We start from the raw sequence: 21,641 nt of genomic DNA on the forward strand, positions 1-21,641 counted from the left end.
AAGGAGTTGAAGTTGTGGAATATACCCCAAAGTTATCATCCAAAGCCGGTTTGTTGCCTGTTGCGAGTAGTATGTCTTCCATGAATAAGCAATCTTACTCAACGCGAGATGTCGTATACTTCACGCTGAAACAACTCATTTTGAGTCTGAAAATGCCTCCGGGAACAGCTATTTCTGAGAAGGAAATTTCGCTGGAGTTCCAAGTCAGCCGGACACCTGTTCGAGAAAGTTTTGTAAGACTTGCACAGGAAGGTCTGCTGGAAGTGTATCCACAGCGTGGCACATACGTCTCTCTGATTCAGGTCGATCTCGTTGAGGAAGCACGATTCATGCGTGAACAGCTCGAACGAGCCGTAATCAGGCTCGCCTGCGAGAACTTTCCGAACGAACAGATGATGGCACTTGAACAGAACCTTGCGTGGCAACAGGAATGCAGGGTCAAACCGGATGATGAACGAATGTTCCAATTGGATGAGGAATTCCATAGCACTCTTTTTGCAGGCTGCAATAAAAGCAACACCTGGACTGTTATCCAGCAGATGAATGTACATTTGAATCGAAGTCGCATGTTACGCCTGTCCTCGGACCACCAGTGGGATCACCTGATTGAACAGCACCGGTCTATGGTCAAGGCCATTCAGCAGCATGATGCCGACACAGCAGAGCGACTGATGCAGGAACACTTGCATTTAACTGTCACCGATTTGGCTGTCCTGCAGGATACATATCCGTCCTATTTTCAATGACTGAATTTTTTCTTCCTACTATTCATGATGAGGTGAACGTGATGAGAATGGTTTTTCGCTGGTTCGGCGAAGGCAATGATACGGTAACGCTGGATCATATCCGGCAGATTCCGGGTGTTGAAGGTATTGTGTGGGCACTGCACGATGTTCCTGCTGGCGAGGAATGGCCGATGGACAAAATACTCGCTGTCAAAACAGCAGCGGACAAGGCCGGGTTACATCTGGATGTCGTTGAGAGTGTGAACATCCATGAGGATATCAAGTTGGGCCTGCCATCAAGGGATAAATACATTGCGAACTATATTAAAACGATGGAGAAACTGGCTCAGGTGGGTGTGAAGGTCATCTGTTACAACTTTATGCCGATCTTCGACTGGCTTCGCACGGATATGCACAAGGAAATGGAGGATGGCTCAACTGCCCTCTTCTATGAGCACAGTAAACTCGCAGATATAGAACCTCTAGAACTCGTTCGACGCATTACGGAAAACTCCGCACTCACCATGCCAGGCTGGGAACCGGAACGATTGCAGTATTTAACAGGTCTGTTCGAAGCCTACAAGGATGTAACTGAGGATCATATGTGGGAGCACGCACGTTATTTCCTGCAAGAGATTATGCCTACAGCCGAACGGCTGGGGATTCGAATGGCCATCCACCCGGATGACCCGCCATGGCCAATTTTTGGATTACCAAAGATTATTACAAGTCAGGAGAATGTTCGGAAATATTTGAATCTTTATGATAGCCCTTACAACAGCGTGACACTATGCAGTGGCTCTTTGGGAGCGAATGCTGATAATGACATTATCGGGATGATACACGAGTTCAAGGATCGGATTCCATTTGCCCACATTCGTAATGTCAAAATCTACGAAAACGGCGACTTTATCGAAACCTCACATCGCAGTCAGGATGGCAGTGTTGATATTGCGGGGGTTGTTGAGGCTTATCACGATATCGGTTATGAAGGTTATGCAAGACCCGACCACGGTCGTCATCTCTGGGGAGAACAGTGCCGACCTGGTTATGGACTGTATGACCGGGCTTTGGGGATCATGTATCTCTGGGGCGTCTGGGATTCCCTGCAAAGGAGGGCAAAAGCATGAGTGAACACCAATATGAACGCTCATCTCGTCTCAATGGCAGAACGGCTGTAATCACTGGAGGTGCCGGAGTACTATGCCGCTCCATGGCGGAAGAACTCGCTCGGCACGGTGCAAGTGTAGCCATCTTGAACCGTACTGTGTCCAAGGCGCAGGAAGTTGTAGCTGCGATTGAAGCTGCCGGTGGCAGAGCGATTGCTATTGCCTGTGACGTAACCCAGGCCGATAGTGTGCAAGTGGCGGCAGATACTGTGCTGGAACAGCTTGGGCCATGCGACATTCTGATCAATGGCGCGGGTGGCAATAACGCCAGTGCCAACACCACAAATGAAATTTTCAGATTGGAAGATCTGGAAAAGAGCGATGTCACTACTTTTTTCGATGTAAGTGTAGAGGGGTTTCGTCAGGTGATGGATCTGAATTTTGTCGGTTCCCTCATCCCTACTCAGATCTTTGCAAGACATATGATAGAGCGCGATGTTCCTGCCACTGTCATTAACATTTCTTCCATGAGCGCCCCATCGCCCATGACGAAAGTTCCAGCATATAGCGCTGCGAAGGCAGCCATTAACAACTTCACGCAGTGGCTCGCCGTTCATCTCGCCGAATCCGGAATTCGTGTCAATGCTATTGCACCCGGGTTTTTCCTGACTGAGCAAAACCGTAATCTATTACTCCAACCAGACGGCTCACCAACGGAACGTTCCAGTAAAATTATTGCTCATACACCCATGCGCCGCTTTGGCAAACCGGAAGACCTGCTTGGCACATTGATGTGGCTTGCGGATGAAAGACAGTCCGGCTTTGTCACTGGCACAGTCATTCCGGTAGATGGTGGATTTATGGCGTATTCCGGTGTATAACGATTTATTACACTGGCACTCCGATGAAAGAACAACCTTCCCATCGCTGTTATCCCCAGATTTTATCGATTCACTTTTCAGAAGGAGAAATCCGGGGATAGCATATGCTTCCGATGCAGCTTTCTTTCAGAAAGCTTTTAGGCGAGCGCTTCGCTGTTTCAGGTTTTTTCTTTCCTCTCCGTTACGTGTAAATGAATCAGTTCAACTAATATAGGTATTTAATGAAACCGAAGCTTGGGATACATACCCAGGTTTCGGTTTTTTGAGTTCAAGCATAAGATCCTACAGCATAGGAAAAGCTTGTTATAATACGTGTTCAAAAGCAAACTTTTTAAACAACCTCTTAATACAGCTACGGTGAAAAAAGGAAGGTGATACATATATGATGGAAGAAACATGGGTTGTTGCCGTACGGTCTATTATTGCCTTTCTGACCCTGATCATCTATACAAGGGTGCTAGGCAAGCAGCAGATGGGTAACTTGACGTATTTTGATTACATTAACGGTATTACAATCGGTTCCATTGCGGGTACGTTTGCAACCGATCTCTCGTCCAAGGCGTGGATTCATTTTGTGGCCTTGACCATTTTCACAATCATTACGATCATCTTTCAGTATATTACGCTGAAAAATCGCACCATTTCCAAACTAATGGACTCTGATCCTACATTGATCATCCAGAACGGTAAAATTCTCGAACAGAACCTGAGTAAAATGCGAGTCAAATTTGACGAATTGACCATGATGTTGCGGCAAAAGGATGTATTTGATATTACAACGCTGGATTATGCGATTCTGGAACCGGATGGTAGCCTCTCGGTTGTTTTGAAACCTGAGAATCAACCGGTAACCGCCAAAGACATGCATATGCACCCGCCCAAGAGCAAGCTGATGACCGAGATTATCATTGATGGCCTGCTGATTAAGCAAAATCTGGAGGAAAGAAATAAAGATATCAACTGGCTCAGTGAACAGCTTAAGAAACAAAAGATCACGATACAGGATATTGCTTTTGCCGCCATATTGCCCAATGACAAATTGTATGTTGATCTGTTCGAAGATAAAATCACCGAAAAAATCGATATGGGCGATTATGAGGGACCTTTCTAAACTCTTTACTTCAAGGAGGCGGTTGAATGAAAACGCGTTTCTGGCTGTTATATGTGCTTCCGATCTTCCTCATTCTTGTGTTCGTTGCAATTATGGCTAGCGGAGCCTTTCTCAAAAAGCCCTTTGGCAACGATGATCGCTTGCTTGAATCTATACAAATATTAGAGAAACAGGTTGAGGGTAAAAAATGGACTGAAGCCAAGTCTCAAGTCGATTACGCAATGCAGGCCTGGGAAAAAATCGTCGACCGCATTCAGTTCAGTGTGGAGCGTGAAACAATATATGATATTCTGGGCACCCTTGCTCGGATCAAAGGCGGCGTTGCGGCAGAGGATGATAAGGCGATTATGGAAGAGATTTATTACTTTTATGTGTTATGGGATAATCTCGGAGATTAGGTTCGATATTTTTAATATCAGACTTTAATATCAGATGTAAGTCCATAAACAAAAGGCACTATCCTTTTATGAAGAAAGGAAGTGCCTTCTTTGCTTTTATATAACTTATATCCGTTACGCTCTTCGTAATCCCCGAGACCGTGACGGTCGCGAAGTACCTTCTTTGCGGAAAAAGAGACCGAGTGCTCCCTTGGCACACCATAGTGCAAACAAAGCAAACAACGTTCCCCAGAATAACGCCGGAAGGAATGTCTGCTGAGCGAGGTTCGCTGCATCCCCTGCCCGTGAAGGCTGAGTCCATGACATGAATCCAACGTATACAGCACTCACGACCGACTCTTCCAGCGTAAGAAACGCCAGTATCAGATAATAGAATTTCACGATCTTGGCGCCAAAAATCATCATGACAACGTTCAGTACGATGAACCCGGTCAGCCATAACATGCCGAACTCCCCTCTTACATATAACAAGAGTGACACCAGAGCGACAGCCGTCATAATACCGAGTCCCCACATGTGCAAGCCTTTGCGGTATAAGTAAAACAACAGCAAGGCGAACAGTGATGCACTGATATATCCCGCCAGAGAAACCAGGATCGATCTGCCTGGCGTCAGCATGGAAGAGTAAGTTACACCACTATGATCAGCGTATAATTCAATGCGCAGCACTTTACCGGACAATACTAGTGTCATTAGTGCATGACCGAATTCGTGAATCATCGTATCCAGGTTACGGAACAAGGACGAAAATGGGATGAATCGTGTAAGAAAGACGGAGCCTAGTAGAAAAAGTATCGTTTTGACCCACTTATTCAATCGTGCCATACCTCCTTTACCTTCAAATAAACAAGCCTATCCCTTATACTACGCTTTTTTCACTTGATTCGTTTCGGCTTCCAAACTGTAGGGCACAGTGCTCCATCCACCAGCAGAAGCTCCTATTGTGTCCAATGAAAAAAGAAGACAGATCATAGCGGCCCTTTTCGGCCTCTAGCGTAACGAGCAGTCGATTCCGCATCCGACGGAGAGCATAGTGTACGAATTGATCTGCAACCTCACTTTGTATCAGGGTAACATAAGCATAAAGGGAATGATCGACAGGTTCATCAAGCGGACTCACCCCTGCACATGAAAATTCCGTCCTCACGCCCGCACTCTGAAGTATGGACAATGCCTTCACGAGTTCGGCATCAACTTCAACACCGTTCCAAATCTCTATTTTCTTCGCGGATACTGTATGTTTGTCACGTTCCGTCCAGTGCATCAGCTCCAGCTTCCGCCGTCTCCACAGATGGGCAGGCTGTTCACTTAACAGCACTTCATGTTCCTCATTTAAATTCATGCAATGCGTCCTCCTGTTCTCCTCGATCCGGTCACCTTATTCAACAAAGAGAGAGCACATCCCTGTGCTCTCTGCTTTGCAAAAAGGCAAAGGAATGGCGATCCATTCCTTAGCATGTTGTATTATTGTACCTTTTTCGGTGAGAGGCATCAAATCGATCTTTTATTATTCGTTCAGCGCCAGTTTCAGAGCCTCCAAATTTTGTCTCATCACGCTGATGTAGTCCATTCCCGACGCTATCTCTTCCTCGGTAAGTCCCTCAATCGGGTTCAATACAGCCGTTTTGGCTCCCACTTCACCCGCGATCGTCTCAGACACTTTGGATGAAACCAGTGTTTCGAAGAAAATGGTCTTCACCTGATGCTCTTTTGCAAAATCAATGACAGATGCCATCTGCGCTGCTGAAGGTTCTTGCTCAGGAGACAACCCTGCGATGGGCACCTGTTGCAATCCATATTCCTTGGCAAGGTAGCCAAATGCAGCGTGTTGTGTGATGAAATCCTTGCGTTTGCTATCCGTCACAGCCGCTTTGAAGTCCTGATCCAGTGACTCCAGTTGAGCAATGTAAGCATCTGCATTCTGCTTGAACTGTTCAGCATGTTCCGGGGAAGCCTGCGCCAGTCCTGCTTCAATATTGCGCACTTCTTTTACAGCCAATGCAGGTGACAGCCATACGTGGGGATCAAGTCCACCGTGATCGTGATCATGTCTTTCTTCTGCCTCGGCGTCATGATCGTGGTCGTGTTCTTCAGCAGTTGCTTCATCTGCATGATCGTGGTCATGCTCTGTTGCCTCTGAATCTTCATGATGGTGATCATGCTCTCCACCTTCAAGCAGGTTGATGCCCTTGCTTGCTTCCACCTGAATGAGCGAAGCGTTGCTTAGACTTCCGGTGACCTGATCCATCCATGATTCCATACCCGCACCGTTGTATACAAGCACATCCGCTTTTTCAATGCTGGCAATATCTTGTGGTGTGGGCTCCCAATCATGAGGCTCCATTCCTGCTGGAACGAGGGTTTGCACCTCTGCCAGATCACCTGCCACATTTTTGGTGAACTCGTACATCGGGTAGAAGCTGACCTGCACGTTTAATTTTGCGGTTTCCGTCTCGACTGGAACGGAAGTGCCTGTCGAAGCTGTATTTGCATCAGAAGCGGATTTTTGTCCGCAGCCTGCGACGATAAGTGTAAGACTAAACAACAATCCGAGCGTAGCTTTTTTACTGAATTTCATGTGGTGTATTCCTCCTAGAATGGTTGATCAGGATGACGTGCTGTGATTTCGTTTCTTTACGATGACGTTTGCGATTATATCGTGCAATCAGCTTTTGCGCTGATATTCCAGTCAACAGGATGACCAACAGGATGAGTGCAATTGTTCCTCCCGGTGGTGTATTTAGATGGTAAGATGTTGTGAGTCCGCTAAAAATACCGATTAATCCTGTAATTACCGCTACAATGATGGCTGCTGTAAAACTGCGAGACACTCGGAGTGCCAAGGCAGCAGGCAATACAATGAGAGCAGACACCAGTAACACACCGACGATCGGCATGGCTGAAGCTACAGTCATTCCTGTCAGAATGGCAAAGGCAAACGATAAACCTCTCACCTGAACGCCCCCAATGGAAGCTGTCTCTTCATCAAAGGTAAAGTTATACAACGGTCTTCGGAGCAGGATGAAAAAAAGCAAACCTATGACACATACTCCGGCCATCATCCACAACTGCATATCGCTAACCGCGACAATAGATCCAAATAAGTATGAACTGAATGTCTTGGACAGATTGGTTTTGAGACTCATCAACACCACAGCAAGAGCCAGCCCTGAAGTCATGATGATCGCCACAGGTACCTCGCTGTAGGTTCGGTAACTTCGCCGAAGTTGTTCAACCAGTAATGCACCAATAATTGCAATCGCGAATCCGCAGATCACCGGGTTAAGATTCATGACCGAACCGAGCGCAACCCCTGCGAGTGAGACATGGGATAACGTGTCTGCCATAAGGACCTGCCGCCTGAGCATCAGATATACCCCGAGAATTGGAGCGATGACTCCAATCAGTCCACCTGCCCAGAAGGCACGTTGCATGAATTCGTATTCAAACACTGCCATTCCTCACTTTCTTGCCGCTCCAAAGTAATCGTTCGATCCAATCGATCTCCCATCTCTTCCAGTCCGTGAGTAACCATAATAATCGTTAACCCATGAACATCAGCATAGTGGCGCATCAGATTGTAAAACCCTTCACGGCTGTGGCGGTCCATTCCCGTTGTTGGCTCATCCAGTACCAGAACCTGCGGTTGCCCAGCCATAGCTCTTGCAATACAGATCCGTTGCTTTTGTCCACCGGACAGCTCACCGACACGTGTATTCCGATATTCCCACATGCCAACTTCCCGCAGACTGCGTTCAACGATGGCATCCTGCTCTGCTGTGAAGCTGCGGAATAGTCCCAGCCTGGTGTAACATCCTGACCGAACAAGTTCAATCACCGTACTGGGAAATCCACTATTGAACGATGCAACCTGCTGGGGCACGTAACCGATATTGAACTTGTTCCCACGTTTCAACTGCGGATTCATATGTATCGTGCCGCTCCAGGGCTTCAATAGCCCTAGCAGCAGCTTTAACAGGGTCGTTTTGGCAGAACCATTGGGACCTGTGATGCCTATGAACTCTCCCACATGGATATCCAGCGACAGTTGATCAATGACCGGCTCTTTGCCATATCCAAATACAACATCACGCATGGATGATAGAATCATGCCAATCCCTCTTTTCGTAAATATTACGATTTAAAAACAACAAAAAAATTTTATCTGGTTTCCCGGTGGATCGTCATTTTCTTCAAACGTGGGGAGTATTTCTTCATCTCAAGTCTCTCCGGATGGTTCCGTTTGTTCTTGGTTGTTGTGTAGTTGCGGTCCCCGCACTCGGTGCAAGCTAAGGTTACAATGACTCTCATGGTTGTTGCCTCCTCTTATTTAATCGTAATTATTACTATTTAATGATAGTAGCCTATGCCTTTTCTTTTGTCAACTCCATATCTGCGAAAGTAAAATTTTGTATGCACATTATAATTACATATGATATACTGCTTTGGTATCATTATACTTTACCTACGGAGGAACTAGATGAAGATCAAAAAATCAACTTTTATTGGGTCATTGGTAGCATGCAGTTTGGCTTTCGGTGCCCTCGGTGTAGCAGCTTCAAACGGAATTCAAGATATTGAAGCAGCACTCGACAGCAACATTAGCTTTAAAGTAAACGGTTTGTCTTGGACACCCAAGAATGAAGCCGGAGACAAACTGAATGCACTGGTATATGACGGTGATGTTTACCTGCCTGTAAGTACCACAGCAGAAGCGCTGGGAGCCAACGTATCTCTGAATGTTAGCAACAAAGTTGTAAGTATCACTAATTCAGGTAGCGGTAAGTCAAGCAGTTCGAGTAGTAATAACAGCAGTACAGGTACCAAAGGTTCTGAAGATTCAAGTAAACCAAGTAGTTCAAGTAACTCAAGCACTTCTGGCTCAATCAAGATGACTGGAACTGACGCTCAGATGATAGTCAAATTGCAAAAAGAATCTTTAACATTGATCAAAATGTATGGTAAAGCACTTAAAACAGGAAGCACTAGTGAATTTGATAAATACATAGATGCTAAAGTTATTGAAAATCCCGAGATCGACATTTTTGATCTGGGTAAGCAATCCCAGAAAGATAAATTTAAGACTACAGTCAAAGGTATCATTGCAGCAAATGATAAAAAAACGCTGACTAAATATGCTGATCAGTTGATTAATGTGAAATCAGCTGATTTTAAAGTGATTGCAATGAATGACAAAACCAAAACAAGACACAGTTACAAAGCCATTTATTATCCACAAGGATGGACAGGTTCCTATGGAGTGTACCTTACCTTTGTGTTTAGTCCGCAAAAAAGTGGCAACGGTGATTTTTATCTTGGCGATTTGTACTTTAGCTAAAGTCCTTAATACATTATAATCATTGATCTTCAGGGGCATTATTGCACTTGAAGATCTTTTCTTTTCACTTCAACTCCACGCTGGAAAAGGATCTTTCAGTTCACGCCGGTTCATCCCCATTTCCTCCTCCGTAAGAAGAGTCTCATCCAATGTACGTTCAATCTCTACCCGATCCATATCAATGCCGATAAATACTAATTTGGTTACACGGTCACTCCACTCATCATCCCAGTCTGGTATGCTTGGCAGCGTGTCGCCAAAATGAAGTTGCCTTTCCTCCTCACTCATCGCACCTACCCATATTCCTGCGGGCGCAAGCTGCTTTGATGTGCCTGCATGACTGAAAGAGATCGCCATATGGTTCCTTGTTGCCAGCCACATCAGGCCTTTGGATCGCACGATATTATCTGGCCATTTCGCAATCCAACGCAGCAATCGTTCCGGGTGGAATGGACGTTTACGATGATAGACAAATGAATGAATTCCATATTCTTCAGTCTCCGGGGTATGTTCCTCTTTCATTAATTCGCGGATCCAACCCGCGGACTGGCTTGCTTTTTCAAAATCAAAACGTCCCGTATTCATTATCTCTCTCGGATCAATCTGCCCATGTGTTGTTCGAATGAGCTTGGCTTCCGGTTGCATGGCATGTAGTGCCTTCTCAAGCTTCGAAAGTTCTTTCTCCGAAACCAAATCACATTTGTTCAGAATCAGCACATCACAGAATTCCACCTGATCCGTCAGCAGATGAACGATTCCGCGAACATCGTCCTCCCCCGCTTGTTGTCCACGATCCTTCAATGTCTCTTTGGAATAAAAGTCACGCCAGAACTGAGCAGCATCGACTACCGTAACCATCGTGTCGAGTCGGGTGAATTTCGTCAAATCAATGCCAAGTTCCTCGTCGATATACGTAAACGTCTGCGCAATAGGTACCGGCTCACCAATACCCGTCGATTCGATCAATATGTAGTCAAAAGAACCATCAAGCGCCAGCCGCTCAACTTCTTTCAGCAGATCCTCCCGTAAGGTGCAGCAAATGCAACCATTGGACATCTCTACCAGTTTCTCATCAATACGTGATAATCCTCCACCATCTCGTATTAAACCTGCATCGATGTTAACCTCACTGAGATCATTAACGATAACAGCAACCCGCATCCCCTCGCGGTTATGAAGCACATGATTGAGAAGTGTAGTTTTGCCTGCACCCAAATATCCACTAAGTACGGTTACTGGAACCCGCTGTTGAACCTGCTGATCTGACATTTCTGCTTCCTCCACTCTGTTTAAGTTGTAACCATAATCGTAATTATTACAATTAAGGATGATCAATCCGAACTATACCGCAATTTTCTTTAGGTTGTCAACTCTAATATGATGAAGAATCTTGATTAATCGTAAAAATGTTGATTAGAACCTAGGAATGATGTATGTTGCCGCACGTACAAGCATATATTTTAGCAAAGTCCTAGTTGTGGAGGTCTGTTTCATGAAAATGGCAGCCAATCTGAAGCTCCTGTCCTTCCTGGTACCTTGTGCATTTCTTGTTCCCGTGTTGATCACAATGGCTCCAGACTTGAAGGAAGCATGGAACAGTGAAGCTTTGCAAAATATGAAAACCGTATTCATAGGTATCTTTCTTGAAGCCGCACCATTTCTGCTCATGGGTGTGTTATTGTCCTCGCTCATGCAATGGTTTGTATCCGAAGAAATGGTCCGCAAACTCACGCCCAAGAATCCGATCGGCGGTGTGCTGGTCGCAGGGTTGCTCGGTATTATTTTTCCCATTTGTGAATGTGGCATGATCCCGGTAGTGAGAAGGTTGATGCACAAAGGCATGCCAGCCTATATTGCAGTGACGTTCATTCTGAGTGGTCCCGTAGTCAATCCCATCGTATTTACCGCAACCTTGCTCGCCTTTCCCTCCCATCCTGAGATTACCATTGCCCGCATGGGACTGGCCTTTGCCGTAGCAGCTTCCATAGGCATGCTTGTGTATGTGTTTGTTCGTCGAAATCCCCTTCGGTTGCCAAAAGTCGCAGTGACAGAGGTCAAGACACATCCTGGATTTAAAATGGCTCAACCTCATGCTCATGCACACGCAAATGCTCATGACCACAACCATGTGAAAAACTGGCGCAGCTTCTTCATTCATGCCGGAGATGAATTCGTCGATATGAGCAAATATCTGGTGATCGGTGCCCTGATTACAGCCTGCATCCAGACATTCATTAGCCGCAGCGATCTCATCTCACTTGGCAATGGCCCTATTGCCTCCTATGTGTTCATGATGGGATTTGCATATGTATTGTCTCTCTGCTCCACGTCTGATGCGTTTGTGGCTTCTGCGTTCTCACATACGTTTGCACTTGGGCCGCTGGTATCCTTCCTTGTGCTTGGTCCAATGCTGGATTTCAAAAGCACCCTGATGCTGCTCTCGACCTTCCGTACCCGGTTTGTTATTGGTCTAAGTCTAGCCATTATCACGCTCGTCTTCGCCGGCTCGTGGTTGATTAATCTGCTGGTCTAAAGGTTGAGCAACATACTTCATGACCTAAATAATTAATCTCATGAACTTTCATCCTGACGATTAATAGAAATGAGGTGATGTTATGAACCACACGATCTATACGGTGACCAAACCTCCTGTTCCAAGGTCACACGTCATCCAATGGCATAACCTGATCCGTGCGGTCTGGATCGGCGGTCTTGCGGTATACATTATTCATTTGAATTCAAGTGACTCGCTTCATTATTATTTGGCTCCTACCATGCAAAAACTGCTATTATGCTGCCCTGTTCCCTTAATGTTTATTGCCGTTATCATGGCATGGCATGGACTGTTCAGTAGTAACGAAGTTCATTGCGACTGCGAACATCCACCACCTTCCGGATTCCTACGCAGCTCAATGGTATATGGTCTGATAGCCATACCCTTGTTGCTGGGGTTTCTGTTACCTGATCGGGCTCTCGGCAGCTCTATGGCCAGTCAGAAAGGGATGTCTCTCACCTATGCACCTCCCGAGATTCGTCGAAAAGAGCCTATACCTGAAACAGCAAAATTAAATGTACAAGATCTTGCACAGCAAAAACAGCAACAAACCGCTGTTACATCTACATCGGCCACCAATGTGCAATTTGTACCGCCGGATGAGTATAGCCGCGAATTCGCAGAACTGGCTGAGAAGTTGTATGCAGAACAGGTCATTCGAGTCTATCCTGAAATTTTCTCTGAAACACTCGGTACGATCGACATGTTCCAGCGACAATTTGCAGGCAAAGATATCTCGTTAACCGGGTTCGTTTATCGAGATAAAAGCATGGATCATGAATCACATTTTGCACTGGGACGATTTCTCGTCATGTGCTGCCCCGCGGATGCAGCTCCCTTCGGCGTGATGATTCACATCCCAGAAGCGAATAGCTTCCCTACAGATAGCTGGGTGCAAATCGATGGTAGCATCGGCTCTGCCCAGGTGAACGGTAAGGATACAATTGAGATTCGGGCAACAAAGGTGACACCTGTGGCTGAGCCATCCACGCCTTATATTTATACCAACGCGGACTCGGTGATGGCGTATGAGAAAATAAAGAGCCAGTAGTTGCTCGCAATAACTAACAGCATACTTTTCAACGACAAAAAGCCCCAAAGCTATGGATTACATCGCTTTGGGGCTTTCATGTTCAGTCAGACATGAGATTAAATCTCGTCTGCTCTGATTATTCCGTTACGATATCATGAACCAATACAGGAGCATCGGCATGATCTGCAATTGTAATGTTTTCTTTGATCTTCGCGATGACATCTGCTACGTCTTCACGATTGGCATGGATCGTTACGAGGGACTCGCCCGCTTTGACTGGGTCTCCGACTTTTTTGTTCAGCATCAGACCAACCGCGAGATCGATCTCAGACTCTTTTGTTGCACGGCCTGCGCCGAGCAGCATTGCTGCAGTTCCGATCTCGTCAGCTACGATTCCGGCAACATAGCCGTCTTTGTCTGCTGGGACTTCAACCAGATATTGTGCTTGTGGCAAACGATCTGGATGATCCACAACCGAAGCGTCTCCGCCTTGGTTTGCCAAGAAATCTTTGAATTTCTCCAGTGCTTTACCGTTCTGGATCACTTCTTTCAATTTCTCCTCAGCATGCTCCAAGGAATCTGCCTTGCCAGCAAGGAATACCATCTGACGTCCAAGTGCCAGACACAGTTCTTCCAAATCTTTTGGACCTTTACCTTGCAGTGTGAGGATGGCTTCTTTCACTTCAAGCGCGTTACCAATCGCCAGACCCAGTGGTTGGGACATATCGGAGATAACAGCCATCGTTTTACGGCCAACATTGTTACCGATGCTTACCATGGCATGTGCCAATTCTTTAGCATCTTCCGTTGTTTTCATGAATGCACCAGCACCCGTTTTAACATCCAATACGATTGCATCAGCACCTGCTGCAATTTTCTTACTCATGATGGAGCTGGCGATCAGTGGAATGGAGTTAACGGTAGCTGTTACGTCACGCAGTGCATAGAGCTTTTTGTCTGCAGGCGTAAGGTTACCACTTTGTCCGATAACCGCAACCTTATGTTCGTTGACGAGTCGAATGAACTCTTCTTTTTCAAGCTCTACGTGGAAGCCAGCAACGGATTCCAGTTTGTCTGTTGTACCACCCGTGTGACCAAGTCCACGTCCGGACATTTTGGCAACAGGAACATCCAGCGCAGCAACAAGCGGAGCGAGTACCAGTGTTGTTGTATCGCCCACACCGCCTGTGGAGTGCTTGTCTACTTTGATACCTTCGATAGCGGACAGGTCAATCGTTTCACCGGAATTCACCATCGACATAGTAAGATCGGCACGTTCCTTGTCTGTCATATCTTTAAAGAATACCGCCATCGCCCATGCGCTGACTTGATAGTCGGGGATTTCTCCTTGTGTGTATCCTTGAACAACAAAATCAATCTCAGCTGTTGTCAGTTCTTTTCCGTCGCGTTTCTTGGCAATAATGTCAACCATTCTCATGATGATCTCTCCTTGTGTGTGTATTGATTGTATAGAACACTTTGTTGTTTGTCCGTTCCGGCTCCGGATCGTTCCTTCGATCGCTGTTGTCTCCAAGTTTTTTTGATTCCATTTGCAATGGAGAAAACTCGGAGACAAAGGCGAACGCTTTGCTTCTTCAGAATCGATTCCGGGTCCTTCACTACGTGCTTAAAACAAAAGTTTCGATCCACATCAATTGATTATGAATAACAATTACAGTGTGATTGCTGTGTCCAAAGCAACGATCATCATGTCGTTGAACGTTTTTTGACGCTCTTCGGCAGATGTTTCTTCCCCTGTCAGCAAGTGGTCACTTACCGTCAGGATGGTCAGTGCGTTAACACCAAACTTGGCAGCGATGGTGTACAGTGCTGTTGTTTCCATCTCTACGCCGAGTACGCCGTGCTTCATCAATTTCTCAGTGATGGAACGATCATCGCGGTAGAAAGAATCGGAACTGAACACGTTACCGACATGAATCTTCATGCCTTTAGCTGTTGCACGGTCATATGCTTCTTTCAGCAGAGAAAACGTAGCGATTGGGGAGAAGTCATATCCACCAAATACATGTTTGTTCATGCTGGAATCGGTACATGCTGCTTGTGCAAGGATGACGTCACGTACACGTACATGCTCCTGCATACCGCCACAAGTCCCTACACGAATCAGGTTTTTCACGCCATATTCGCTAATCAATTCGTTAGCATAGATTGCAAAAGACGGAATGCCCATCCCTGAACCTTGCACCGAAATCCGGTGGCCTTGATATGTACCTGTGTAACCGAGCATTCCACGAACCTCGTTGTAACATACAACATCTTCAAGGTACGTATCTGCAATATATTTCGCACGCAGAGGATCTCCTGGCAATAGGATTGTTTCTGCGATATCTCCGGGTTTTGCTCCAATATGTGTACTCATGAATGAATCTCCTCCAGTTATATATTTAGTCTATTATGATGGCAGGAACCGGAGCAGCCTCAACTACTCCGACATCCCCTATCCAGTTTTAAAACCTATTTCAAATCTTTAAGGAAGCTGGTGCCGTATTCCGGCATTTTCACTCCAAAGTTCTCGGCTACAGTTGCGCCAAGGTCAGCAAATGTGCTGCGCAGATCAAGCTGTTTGCCCTCGCTGAAGCGCGGAGAGTAGGCAAGCAGCGGTACATATTCACGTGTATGGTCTGTACCACGGTAAGTTGGATCGTTACCATGGTCAGCTGTAATCAGCAGCAGGTCATCGTTGGTCATTTTGGCAAAAATCTCTGGCAGCCTTGCATCATAGTCTTCAAGCGCCTGAGCATAACCTTGCGGATCACGACGGTGACCGTACAGGGCATCGAAATCAACCAGGTTCAGGAAGCTGAGTCCAGTGAACTCTTCATCCATCGTTTGGGACAACTTGTCCATGCCGTCCATGTTAGAGACGGTACGAACAGCTTTGGTCACACCTTCACCATCGTAGATGTCCGCGATTTTACCTAGGGCAATCACATCAAATCCGCCATCTTGCAGTTCATTCATAACCGTACGACCAAAAGGTTTAAGTGCATAGTCATGACGATTCGCAGTACGTTTCCAGTCACCGTTCTCACCTACGAATGGACGTGCAATAATGCGGCCGAGCATGTACGGATCTTCAAGTGTAATTTCACGGCAGAACTCACAGATCTCATACAGTTCTTTCAATGGTACAACATCCTCATGTGCTGCAATTTGCAGAACCGAATCCGCGGATGTATATACGATGAGCGCGCCAGTTTCAACATGCTCCGCACCCAGCTCATCCAGAATTTCCGTGCCGCTGGCCGGTTTGTTACCAATGACCTTCCGGCCCGTTTTCTCTTCAATGCGCTGAATCAACTCATCGGGGAAACCATTCTCGAACACACGGAAAGGTGTATCAATGTAAAGACCCATCAGCTCCCAGTGACCTGTCATGGTGTCTTTGCCTCTAGATGCTTCCTGCATCTTGGTGTAATACGCTTTAGGTGTATCCGCTACAGGGACACCCTCAATTTCTTTGATGTTGGACAGTCCGAGACTGGCCATGTGAGGCATTTTCAGACCTCCGCGTTCACGTGCAATGTGACCGAAGGTATCTACATCAAAATCATCAAATTCTGCTGCATCCGGCGCTTCGCCGATCCCTACAGAATCCATAACAATCAGATGTACTCTTTTAAAAGTTGACATAACTTTAAGCACTCCTTCCAAATAATCCAGCTTACAAGAACAGTCCAGTAATAATCGCTGACAGCACGCTGACGAGCGATGCACCGTAAAGCAGCTTCAGACCGAAGCGGGCGACCACATTACCTTGCTTCTCATGGAGTCCCTTCACCGCACCTGCAATGATACCGATGGAGGAGAAGTTGGCGAACGACACGAGGAAGACGGATACGATACCCGTTGTTCTGGCAGACATTGCAGTCTCCTTCAGATTAAGCATAGCGACGAATTCGTTGGATACCATTTTGGTTGCCATAATACTTCCTGCCTGAATCGCTTCTTTCCATGGAACACCCATGATGAAGGCAAATGGTGCAAACACATAACCGAGTAGCTCTTGGAACGAAATGCCAAGCACCGAGCTGAAAACTCCGTTAACAAGTGCAATCAAGGCAACAAAACCGATTAACATCGCAGCTACGATGATAGCAACTTTGAATCCATCCAGGATGTACTCGCCGAGCATTTCGAAGAACGATTGTTTCTCTTCATCCTGCACTTCCAATATATCTTCTTCTTCCGTCACCCGATAAGGATTAACGATCGAAGCAATGATAAAACCGCCAAACAGGTTCAGTACAAGAGCTGTAACCACATATTTCGGCTCGATCATGGTCATATAAGCACCTACAATGGACATCGAGACCGTGGACATCGCCGAGGCACACAAGGTGTACAGCCGATGTTTTGGCAACAACCCAATTTGTTTTTTCACAGAAATGAACACTTCAGATTGCCCCAATACAGCCGAAGCAACCGCGTTATATGATTCCAGTTTGCCCATTCCGTTGATTTTGCTTAATACCAGACCAATATATTTTATAACAAAAGGCAAGATTCGGATATACTGCAATATCCCAATGAGTGCCGAGATGACAACAATCGGCATTAGGACGTTCAGGAAGAATGGAACACCGCCAGTTGCGTCTTCAACCTTCGTCAAATCTCCGAATACAAACGCAATCCCTTCATTTGCATAATCAAGCAAACTTTTAAATACGGTGGCGAAGCCGCCAATCAGCCATGTCCCGATCCCTGTATTCAGCAAGGCATACGCCAAGATCACCTGTAAAACAACCATTACGGCCAGCGGCCGGTAGCGAATCTTCTTTTTGCCGTTGCTTGCGATATAAGCCAGTCCAAAAACAACGAGTAAGCCGATAATGGCAATTAGAAATTTCATTTGATCTCTCCTTTGAAGGTAGTTAAGCCGGATGTGGAAATTCAGCTCAAAGGGCTCTTAAGCATTCTTATCAGTAATCTTTCAGAAAACTTATGAAGCGCTTACAATAAGTTCCGTTAATTAGAATTAAGTGTAATTTGCATTCCCTGTACCTGAGTCGAACGCCCAAGTACAGAGAATATAATATTACTTTTATTTATTAAGCTTTTTTCTTGATAAGATCTTTTGCTTAATAAGACGATGAAGACTGTTCGCCCTGCATAATCTTCACGCCAGAGCTTGCACCGATACGAGTCGCACCCGCTTCGATCATTTTTTGCATATCTTCCAGACTACGTACGCCACCGGAAGCTTTAACGCCAACATCAGGACCTACAGTACGACGCATCAAAGCGATATCTTCTGGCGTTGCTCCACCTGTGGAGAAACCTGTAGAAGTTTTAACAAAATCAGCTCCAGCTCGCACAGCTGCCTGACAAGCACGTACTTTCTCTTCATCCGTCAACAGACAAGTTTCAATAATAACTTTCACCAAAGCTTTACCCGCAGCCGCTTCAACAACAGCACGAATATCTTGTTCAACGAAATCATCTTTGCCATCTTTCAAAGCACTGATGTTGATGACCATATCGACTTCAGTTGCACCTTTAGCAATCGCATCTTTCGTTTCGAAAGCTTTTGTCTCCGATGTAGATGCTCCCAGAGGGAAACCAATAACGGTGCAGATATCTACGCCAGAACCCTGCAACTGCTCAGCAGCATAAGCAACCCAGCCTGGGTTAACACATACGGAAGCAAACTGATATTGCTTTGCTTCTTCGGTTAACTTGGCCATTTCACTTTGCGTTGCGTCCGCACGAAGCAACGTATGGTCGATCATTTTAGCTAATTGTGGTGTAGTCAATTGAATCTCTCCCTTATCTGAACTAGTTATTTTCTATACCCTTACACTAACATGAACATATGTAAAAATCAACTTGAACTTTTGTTCACAGTTACACTTGTATTTCTTTCTTCGTTATATTTTCTTCCTAAAAAAGCAAAACATCCGCCCCTTTTGTGTGGCAGATGTTGTCAACCATATCCAATTGAAATTAAATTTGAAATTAAAATCGAAGTAATGCCTGCGCTGTGTACTGGTCCGTGACCAGAATATTTGCGTAATGACCTTTGAGCGCGGCGTGAATGGCTTCAATTTTGCGTTGTCCCCCGGCAACAAGAATTGATTTTTCCTTATTTCTCAACTCGGCTAGATCAATTCCAACGGTTCTGCTGTTAATCTCTTCACTAATCAACTGACCTTCCGCGTCGAAAAAGCGTGAACAAATGTCACCTGCACCGGAGTTCATCAGCAATTGTTGCTCTTCTTCATTGAAGTAACCGAGCCTGAACAATAATGCATCTTCTTTCACAGTACCCACAGTAAACAAAGCAATGTTGGCCTGTCTGCCAAGTTCCACGATTCTACCTATATGCCGATCCGCTTCCACCATGTTTTTCACTTCAATGTTGTCGAAAATAACAGGCAGCGGCAGATACCTTGGTACCGTATGGAATGCCTCAGCGAACAAATGAACAATCTCAGCGGCATACGTATTGACATGGGAGTGGCTTACGCCCCCCTTCAATTGCACGACTTCGACACCCTTGACCTGCTTGGGACGAAGTTGGCGTGCTACAGCATGCATGGTTGTTCCCCAAGTCACCCCGATAATATCTGCATCCTGAACCGTCTCTTGAAGATAATCCGCTGCTCGTTTGCTGATATGCTTCTGTATTTCCTCATCACTCTTCAACGGGGCAAAACACACAAGTGCCGTATCCAGATCATATTTTGACTTAAGTTCTCCGGCAATGATGTCGATATCCTCCAGCGGGTCCATAATTTCAATCCGGACATATCCACGATCTTTGGCGTACTGAAGTAACCTTGATACGGTTGGACGCGACACACCCAACCTTGCGGCAATATCCTGCTGGCTATAATCGGACTGATAATACAATTTCGCTGCTTCAATGCTTAATCGTTGCTTCTCCAGGTCCATTCCCATGTGCGCTCATCTCACTCATCCTATTGTCTTTGGAAAATAAATACTCGTCCTGTATATTATACATGGATTGAGTATCTGGTCACTATATAGCATCCAATTCAGTATCATGATCAATCCATTCATATCCCTTTCTGACGTATAAAACAGGGGAAACGATGCATACTACTGCGGTCGCTTCATCATTGCCAAGATCGCTTCACCCCATTAATCGCACAGAGAGGAAGAACAACATGTCTACCTTATTGTATATTACTGCCCATCCTCATGATCACGAAACCTCCTTCAGCATGGCTACAGGCAAAGCGTTTATTGATGCGTATCGTGAAAGTCACCCTTCTGATGAGGTTGTTCACCTCGATCTGTATCGTTCGGATATTCCGCATATCGATGCGGATGTCTTTAGTGGTTGGGGCAAACTGCAATCGGGCAGTGATCTGACTGCTGAAGAGCAGACCAAAGTAAGTCGTTTGAATGAACTGTCGGATCAATTTGCCGCAGCAGATAAATATGTTTTTGTAACACCGATGTGGAACTTCTCGTTCCCTCCTATTCTGAAGGCTTATGTGGACTCGATCTGCGTAGCTGGCAAAACATTTCGTTATACCGAACAAGGTCCTGTTGGACTGTTGTCTGACAAAAAAGCGTTGCATATTCAGGCTCGCGGTGGTATTTATTCCGAAGGCCCAGCGGCTCAGATGGAATCCGGTCATCGTTACTTAAGCATTATCATGTCATTCCTCGGTGTGCCGAAGCTTGATGGCATTTTTGTAGAGGGGCATAATCAGTATAAAGATCGTGCAGATGAGATTAAGCAACAAGCTATAGAGCAAGCACGCACTGTCGCAAAACAGTTTTAAAAAGGTAGTTCAAAAAGTCCGCTTTTGATTACGAATTATGCCTAGGGCATCATCAGCATCGAATATGGGATTCACCCGAAATATCCGTTGCTCACGTAGCACCCTACGCTCCGCTACTCCATTTCTAGCTTCATCCCATCTTCTCGGTACTGAAAACCGACCTTTTTGAACACTCACTTAAAGTGTAGTAAAACAATCAAAACATAAACAAAACCCGCGTGCGTCCCGGAGATATTCCCAGGAAACACGCGGGTTTTCAATGTATAATCAACCTAGAGCTTATTGATGTCCAGCGCTGGCACGGCTCATGGTTTCAAGTTTACGTGTGATCGCATGACGGTCTACTTTCAATCCCCAGATCATTTCAATAATCTGCTCTTTCTCCTCAGGACTGTCGGCATGCTTCAGTTGCATTAACAGATCATGCATTTGTTCATTAATGCCTTCAAATTGAATCCATAAATCCTGTCTTACCTCTTTGGAATCCAGATGATGATTGGCATCGACTTCTTCCTTCAATGCTTGCAGAATAGCATCTTTCCATTCGTCATCACCCAGCTGTTTCGCAATGTTCAGGAGATCCAGATAATCGTCAACAAGAAGTGAGTTCAATTCAGCATGTGTTTTCATCGTTTATTGCATCCCCTTTTCGTCCATTTACCAAGTATTATACTCGGTATTTCAGGATATGCAATAGCTGTCGTAAAAAGT

At 45.7% G+C, this 21,641-nt stretch carries 23 protein-coding genes; 9 read left to right on the forward strand and 14 right to left on the reverse strand.

Annotation, left to right across the window (positions count from 1 at the left end):
- Positions 1-71 precede the first annotated feature (71 nt).
- From F0220_RS16970 to F0220_RS16990, 5 genes are all read left to right on the forward strand, one after another.
- A complete protein-coding gene (locus F0220_RS16970; protein ID WP_091019605.1) occupies positions 72-746 on the forward strand; it encodes a GntR family transcriptional regulator in 675 nt (224 codons plus the stop codon).
- A gap of 41 nt (positions 747-787) precedes the next feature.
- Entirely contained in the window at positions 788-1,855 is a 1,068-nt protein-coding gene (gene uxuA, locus F0220_RS16975; RefSeq protein WP_017688206.1) for a mannonate dehydratase, read from the forward strand.
- Positions 1,852-2,715, forward strand: a complete 864-nt coding sequence (locus tag F0220_RS16980; protein ID WP_105599035.1) for an SDR family oxidoreductase — start codon at positions 1,852-1,854, stop codon at positions 2,713-2,715. Before uxuA ends, F0220_RS16980 begins: the two co-directional genes overlap by 4 nt.
- A gap of 382 nt (positions 2,716-3,097) precedes the next feature.
- Positions 3,098-3,826 carry a DUF421 domain-containing protein gene (locus tag F0220_RS16985; protein WP_105599036.1) on the forward strand — a complete coding sequence of 243 codons (729 nt, stop codon included), beginning with the start codon at positions 3,098-3,100 and terminating at the stop codon, positions 3,824-3,826.
- A 26-nt stretch (positions 3,827-3,852) separates the two neighbouring features.
- Positions 3,853-4,224 carry a DUF4363 family protein gene (locus F0220_RS16990; protein ID WP_105599037.1) on the forward strand — a complete coding sequence of 124 codons (372 nt, stop codon included), beginning with the start codon at positions 3,853-3,855 and terminating at the stop codon, positions 4,222-4,224.
- A 114-nt stretch (positions 4,225-4,338) separates the two neighbouring features.
- On the opposite strand, the gene F0220_RS16995 is transcribed toward F0220_RS16990, so the two are convergent.
- From F0220_RS16995 to rpmG, 6 genes are all read right to left on the reverse strand, one after another.
- Entirely contained in the window at positions 4,339-5,040 is a 702-nt protein-coding gene (locus tag F0220_RS16995) for a M50 family metallopeptidase (protein WP_105599038.1), read from the reverse strand.
- A 43-nt stretch (positions 5,041-5,083) separates the two neighbouring features.
- Entirely contained in the window at positions 5,084-5,566 is a 483-nt protein-coding gene (locus tag F0220_RS17000; RefSeq protein ID WP_091019451.1) for a hypothetical protein, read from the reverse strand.
- 165 nt (positions 5,567-5,731) lie between these two features.
- Positions 5,732-6,802 (reverse strand): metal ABC transporter substrate-binding protein, encoded by a 1,071-nt coding sequence (locus F0220_RS17005; RefSeq protein ID WP_105599039.1) that lies wholly within the window; start codon positions 6,800-6,802, stop codon positions 5,732-5,734.
- Positions 6,789-7,682: a metal ABC transporter permease gene (locus F0220_RS17010; protein ID WP_105599040.1), complete on the reverse strand. Its 894-nt coding sequence runs from the start codon at positions 7,680-7,682 to the stop codon at positions 6,789-6,791. Before F0220_RS17010 ends, F0220_RS17005 begins: the two co-directional genes overlap by 14 nt.
- Complete coding sequence (locus F0220_RS17015; protein ID WP_105599041.1) at positions 7,628-8,335, reverse strand: metal ABC transporter ATP-binding protein; 708 nt, start codon at positions 8,333-8,335, stop codon at positions 7,628-7,630. The genes F0220_RS17010 and F0220_RS17015 overlap by 55 nt, the downstream gene beginning before the upstream one ends.
- Positions 8,336-8,385: 50 nt before the next feature.
- The gene (gene rpmG, locus F0220_RS17020) at positions 8,386-8,535 is read right to left on the reverse strand and encodes a 50S ribosomal protein L33 (RefSeq protein ID WP_036613813.1); all 150 of its coding nucleotides are present in this window, start codon (positions 8,533-8,535) and stop codon (positions 8,386-8,388) included.
- A 169-nt stretch (positions 8,536-8,704) separates the two neighbouring features.
- On the opposite strand from rpmG, the gene F0220_RS17025 reads away from it, so the two are divergent.
- Positions 8,705-9,562 (forward strand): stalk domain-containing protein, encoded by an 858-nt coding sequence (locus F0220_RS17025; RefSeq protein ID WP_036673729.1) that lies wholly within the window; start codon positions 8,705-8,707, stop codon positions 9,560-9,562.
- A 69-nt stretch (positions 9,563-9,631) separates the two neighbouring features.
- Here F0220_RS17025 and F0220_RS17030 read toward each other — a convergent pair whose 3' ends face one another.
- Positions 9,632-10,831: a GTP-binding protein gene (locus tag F0220_RS17030; RefSeq protein ID WP_105599042.1), complete on the reverse strand. Its 1,200-nt coding sequence runs from the start codon at positions 10,829-10,831 to the stop codon at positions 9,632-9,634.
- Positions 10,832-11,054: 223 nt separating this feature from the next.
- Between F0220_RS17030 and F0220_RS17035 the strand changes: the two genes are divergently transcribed.
- Both F0220_RS17035 and F0220_RS17040 read left to right on the forward strand, forming a co-directional pair.
- Positions 11,055-12,095 (forward strand): permease, encoded by a 1,041-nt coding sequence (locus tag F0220_RS17035; protein WP_105599043.1) that lies wholly within the window; start codon positions 11,055-11,057, stop codon positions 12,093-12,095.
- Between the two features lie 82 nt (positions 12,096-12,177).
- The gene (locus F0220_RS17040) at positions 12,178-13,167 is read left to right on the forward strand and encodes a TIGR03943 family putative permease subunit (RefSeq protein WP_105599044.1); all 990 of its coding nucleotides are present in this window, start codon (positions 12,178-12,180) and stop codon (positions 13,165-13,167) included.
- Between the two features lie 118 nt (positions 13,168-13,285).
- Here the strand turns inward: F0220_RS17040 and F0220_RS17045 are convergent, their stop codons facing one another.
- The 6 genes from F0220_RS17045 to F0220_RS17070 all read right to left on the reverse strand — a co-directional run bounded on the left by F0220_RS17045 (position 13,286) and on the right by F0220_RS17070 (position 20,067).
- Positions 13,286-14,587, reverse strand: coding sequence for a pyrimidine-nucleoside phosphorylase (locus F0220_RS17045; protein ID WP_036613808.1), 1,302 nt, complete (start codon positions 14,585-14,587; stop codon positions 13,286-13,288).
- Between the two features lie 234 nt (positions 14,588-14,821).
- The gene (gene deoD, locus F0220_RS17050) at positions 14,822-15,529 is read right to left on the reverse strand and encodes a purine-nucleoside phosphorylase (protein ID WP_149846707.1); all 708 of its coding nucleotides are present in this window, start codon (positions 15,527-15,529) and stop codon (positions 14,822-14,824) included.
- A gap of 95 nt (positions 15,530-15,624) precedes the next feature.
- Positions 15,625-16,803: a phosphopentomutase gene (gene deoB / locus F0220_RS17055; RefSeq protein ID WP_091019466.1), complete on the reverse strand. Its 1,179-nt coding sequence runs from the start codon at positions 16,801-16,803 to the stop codon at positions 15,625-15,627.
- Positions 16,804-16,834: 31 nt separating this feature from the next.
- Positions 16,835-18,022 (reverse strand): NupC/NupG family nucleoside CNT transporter, encoded by a 1,188-nt coding sequence (locus F0220_RS17060; protein WP_091019468.1) that lies wholly within the window; start codon positions 18,020-18,022, stop codon positions 16,835-16,837.
- A gap of 229 nt (positions 18,023-18,251) precedes the next feature.
- Positions 18,252-18,902 (reverse strand): deoxyribose-phosphate aldolase, encoded by a 651-nt coding sequence (deoC, locus tag F0220_RS17065; protein WP_076250397.1) that lies wholly within the window; start codon positions 18,900-18,902, stop codon positions 18,252-18,254.
- A 226-nt stretch (positions 18,903-19,128) separates the two neighbouring features.
- Entirely contained in the window at positions 19,129-20,067 is a 939-nt protein-coding gene (locus tag F0220_RS17070; RefSeq protein ID WP_062836066.1) for a DNA-binding transcriptional repressor DeoR, read from the reverse strand.
- Between the two features lie 236 nt (positions 20,068-20,303).
- Here F0220_RS17070 and F0220_RS17075 point away from each other — a divergent pair, with 236 nt between their 5' ends.
- Positions 20,304-20,930, forward strand: a complete 627-nt coding sequence (locus F0220_RS17075; protein ID WP_091019470.1) for an FMN-dependent NADH-azoreductase — start codon at positions 20,304-20,306, stop codon at positions 20,928-20,930.
- Positions 20,931-21,209: 279 nt separating this feature from the next.
- On the opposite strand, the gene F0220_RS17080 is transcribed toward F0220_RS17075, so the two are convergent.
- Positions 21,210-21,560 carry a hypothetical protein gene (locus F0220_RS17080; RefSeq protein WP_036613800.1) on the reverse strand — a complete coding sequence of 117 codons (351 nt, stop codon included), beginning with the start codon at positions 21,558-21,560 and terminating at the stop codon, positions 21,210-21,212.
- Positions 21,561-21,641: the final 81 nt, after the last annotated feature.

This window comes from Paenibacillus sp. 37, from assembly GCF_008386395.1.
GTDB classification, from domain to species: domain Bacteria; phylum Bacillota; class Bacilli; order Paenibacillales; family Paenibacillaceae; genus Paenibacillus; species Paenibacillus amylolyticus_B.

Bases quoted from the DNA above. Each gene is read 5' to 3' on its own strand.
- F0220_RS16970 (WP_091019605.1), top strand. From the start codon at position 72: ATGTCTTCCATGAATAAGCAATCTTACTCAACGCGAGATGTCGTATAC.
- uxuA (WP_017688206.1), top strand. From the start codon at position 788: ATGAGAATGGTTTTTCGCTGGTTCGGCGAAGGCAATGATACGGTAACG.
- F0220_RS16980 (WP_105599035.1), top strand. From the start codon at position 1,852: ATGAGTGAACACCAATATGAACGCTCATCTCGTCTCAATGGCAGAACG.
- F0220_RS16985 (WP_105599036.1), top strand. From the start codon at position 3,098: ATGATGGAAGAAACATGGGTTGTTGCCGTACGGTCTATTATTGCCTTT.
- F0220_RS16990 (WP_105599037.1), top strand. From the start codon at position 3,853: ATGAAAACGCGTTTCTGGCTGTTATATGTGCTTCCGATCTTCCTCATT.
- F0220_RS17000 (WP_091019451.1), bottom strand. From the start codon at position 5,566: ATGAATTTAAATGAGGAACATGAAGTGCTGTTAAGTGAACAGCCTGCC.
- F0220_RS17005 (WP_105599039.1), bottom strand. From the start codon at position 6,802: ATGAAATTCAGTAAAAAAGCTACGCTCGGATTGTTGTTTAGTCTTACA.
- F0220_RS17010 (WP_105599040.1), bottom strand. From the start codon at position 7,682: ATGGCAGTGTTTGAATACGAATTCATGCAACGTGCCTTCTGGGCAGGT.
- F0220_RS17015 (WP_105599041.1), bottom strand. From the start codon at position 8,335: ATGATTCTATCATCCATGCGTGATGTTGTATTTGGATATGGCAAAGAG.
- rpmG (WP_036613813.1), bottom strand. From the start codon at position 8,535: ATGAGAGTCATTGTAACCTTAGCTTGCACCGAGTGCGGGGACCGCAAC.
- F0220_RS17025 (WP_036673729.1), top strand. From the start codon at position 8,705: ATGAAGATCAAAAAATCAACTTTTATTGGGTCATTGGTAGCATGCAGT.
- F0220_RS17030 (WP_105599042.1), bottom strand. From the start codon at position 10,831: ATGTCAGATCAGCAGGTTCAACAGCGGGTTCCAGTAACCGTACTTAGT.
- F0220_RS17035 (WP_105599043.1), top strand. From the start codon at position 11,055: ATGAAAATGGCAGCCAATCTGAAGCTCCTGTCCTTCCTGGTACCTTGT.
- F0220_RS17040 (WP_105599044.1), top strand. From the start codon at position 12,178: ATGAACCACACGATCTATACGGTGACCAAACCTCCTGTTCCAAGGTCA.
- F0220_RS17045 (WP_036613808.1), bottom strand. From the start codon at position 14,587: ATGAGAATGGTTGACATTATTGCCAAGAAACGCGACGGAAAAGAACTG.
- deoD (WP_149846707.1), bottom strand. From the start codon at position 15,529: ATGAGTACACATATTGGAGCAAAACCCGGAGATATCGCAGAAACAATC.
- deoB (WP_091019466.1), bottom strand. From the start codon at position 16,803: ATGTCAACTTTTAAAAGAGTACATCTGATTGTTATGGATTCTGTAGGG.
- F0220_RS17060 (WP_091019468.1), bottom strand. From the start codon at position 18,022: ATGAAATTTCTAATTGCCATTATCGGCTTACTCGTTGTTTTTGGACTG.
- deoC (WP_076250397.1), bottom strand. From the start codon at position 18,902: ATGATCGACCATACGTTGCTTCGTGCGGACGCAACGCAAAGTGAAATG.
- F0220_RS17070 (WP_062836066.1), bottom strand. From the start codon at position 20,067: ATGGACCTGGAGAAGCAACGATTAAGCATTGAAGCAGCGAAATTGTAT.
- F0220_RS17075 (WP_091019470.1), top strand. From the start codon at position 20,304: ATGTCTACCTTATTGTATATTACTGCCCATCCTCATGATCACGAAACC.
- F0220_RS17080 (WP_036613800.1), bottom strand. From the start codon at position 21,560: ATGAAAACACATGCTGAATTGAACTCACTTCTTGTTGACGATTATCTG.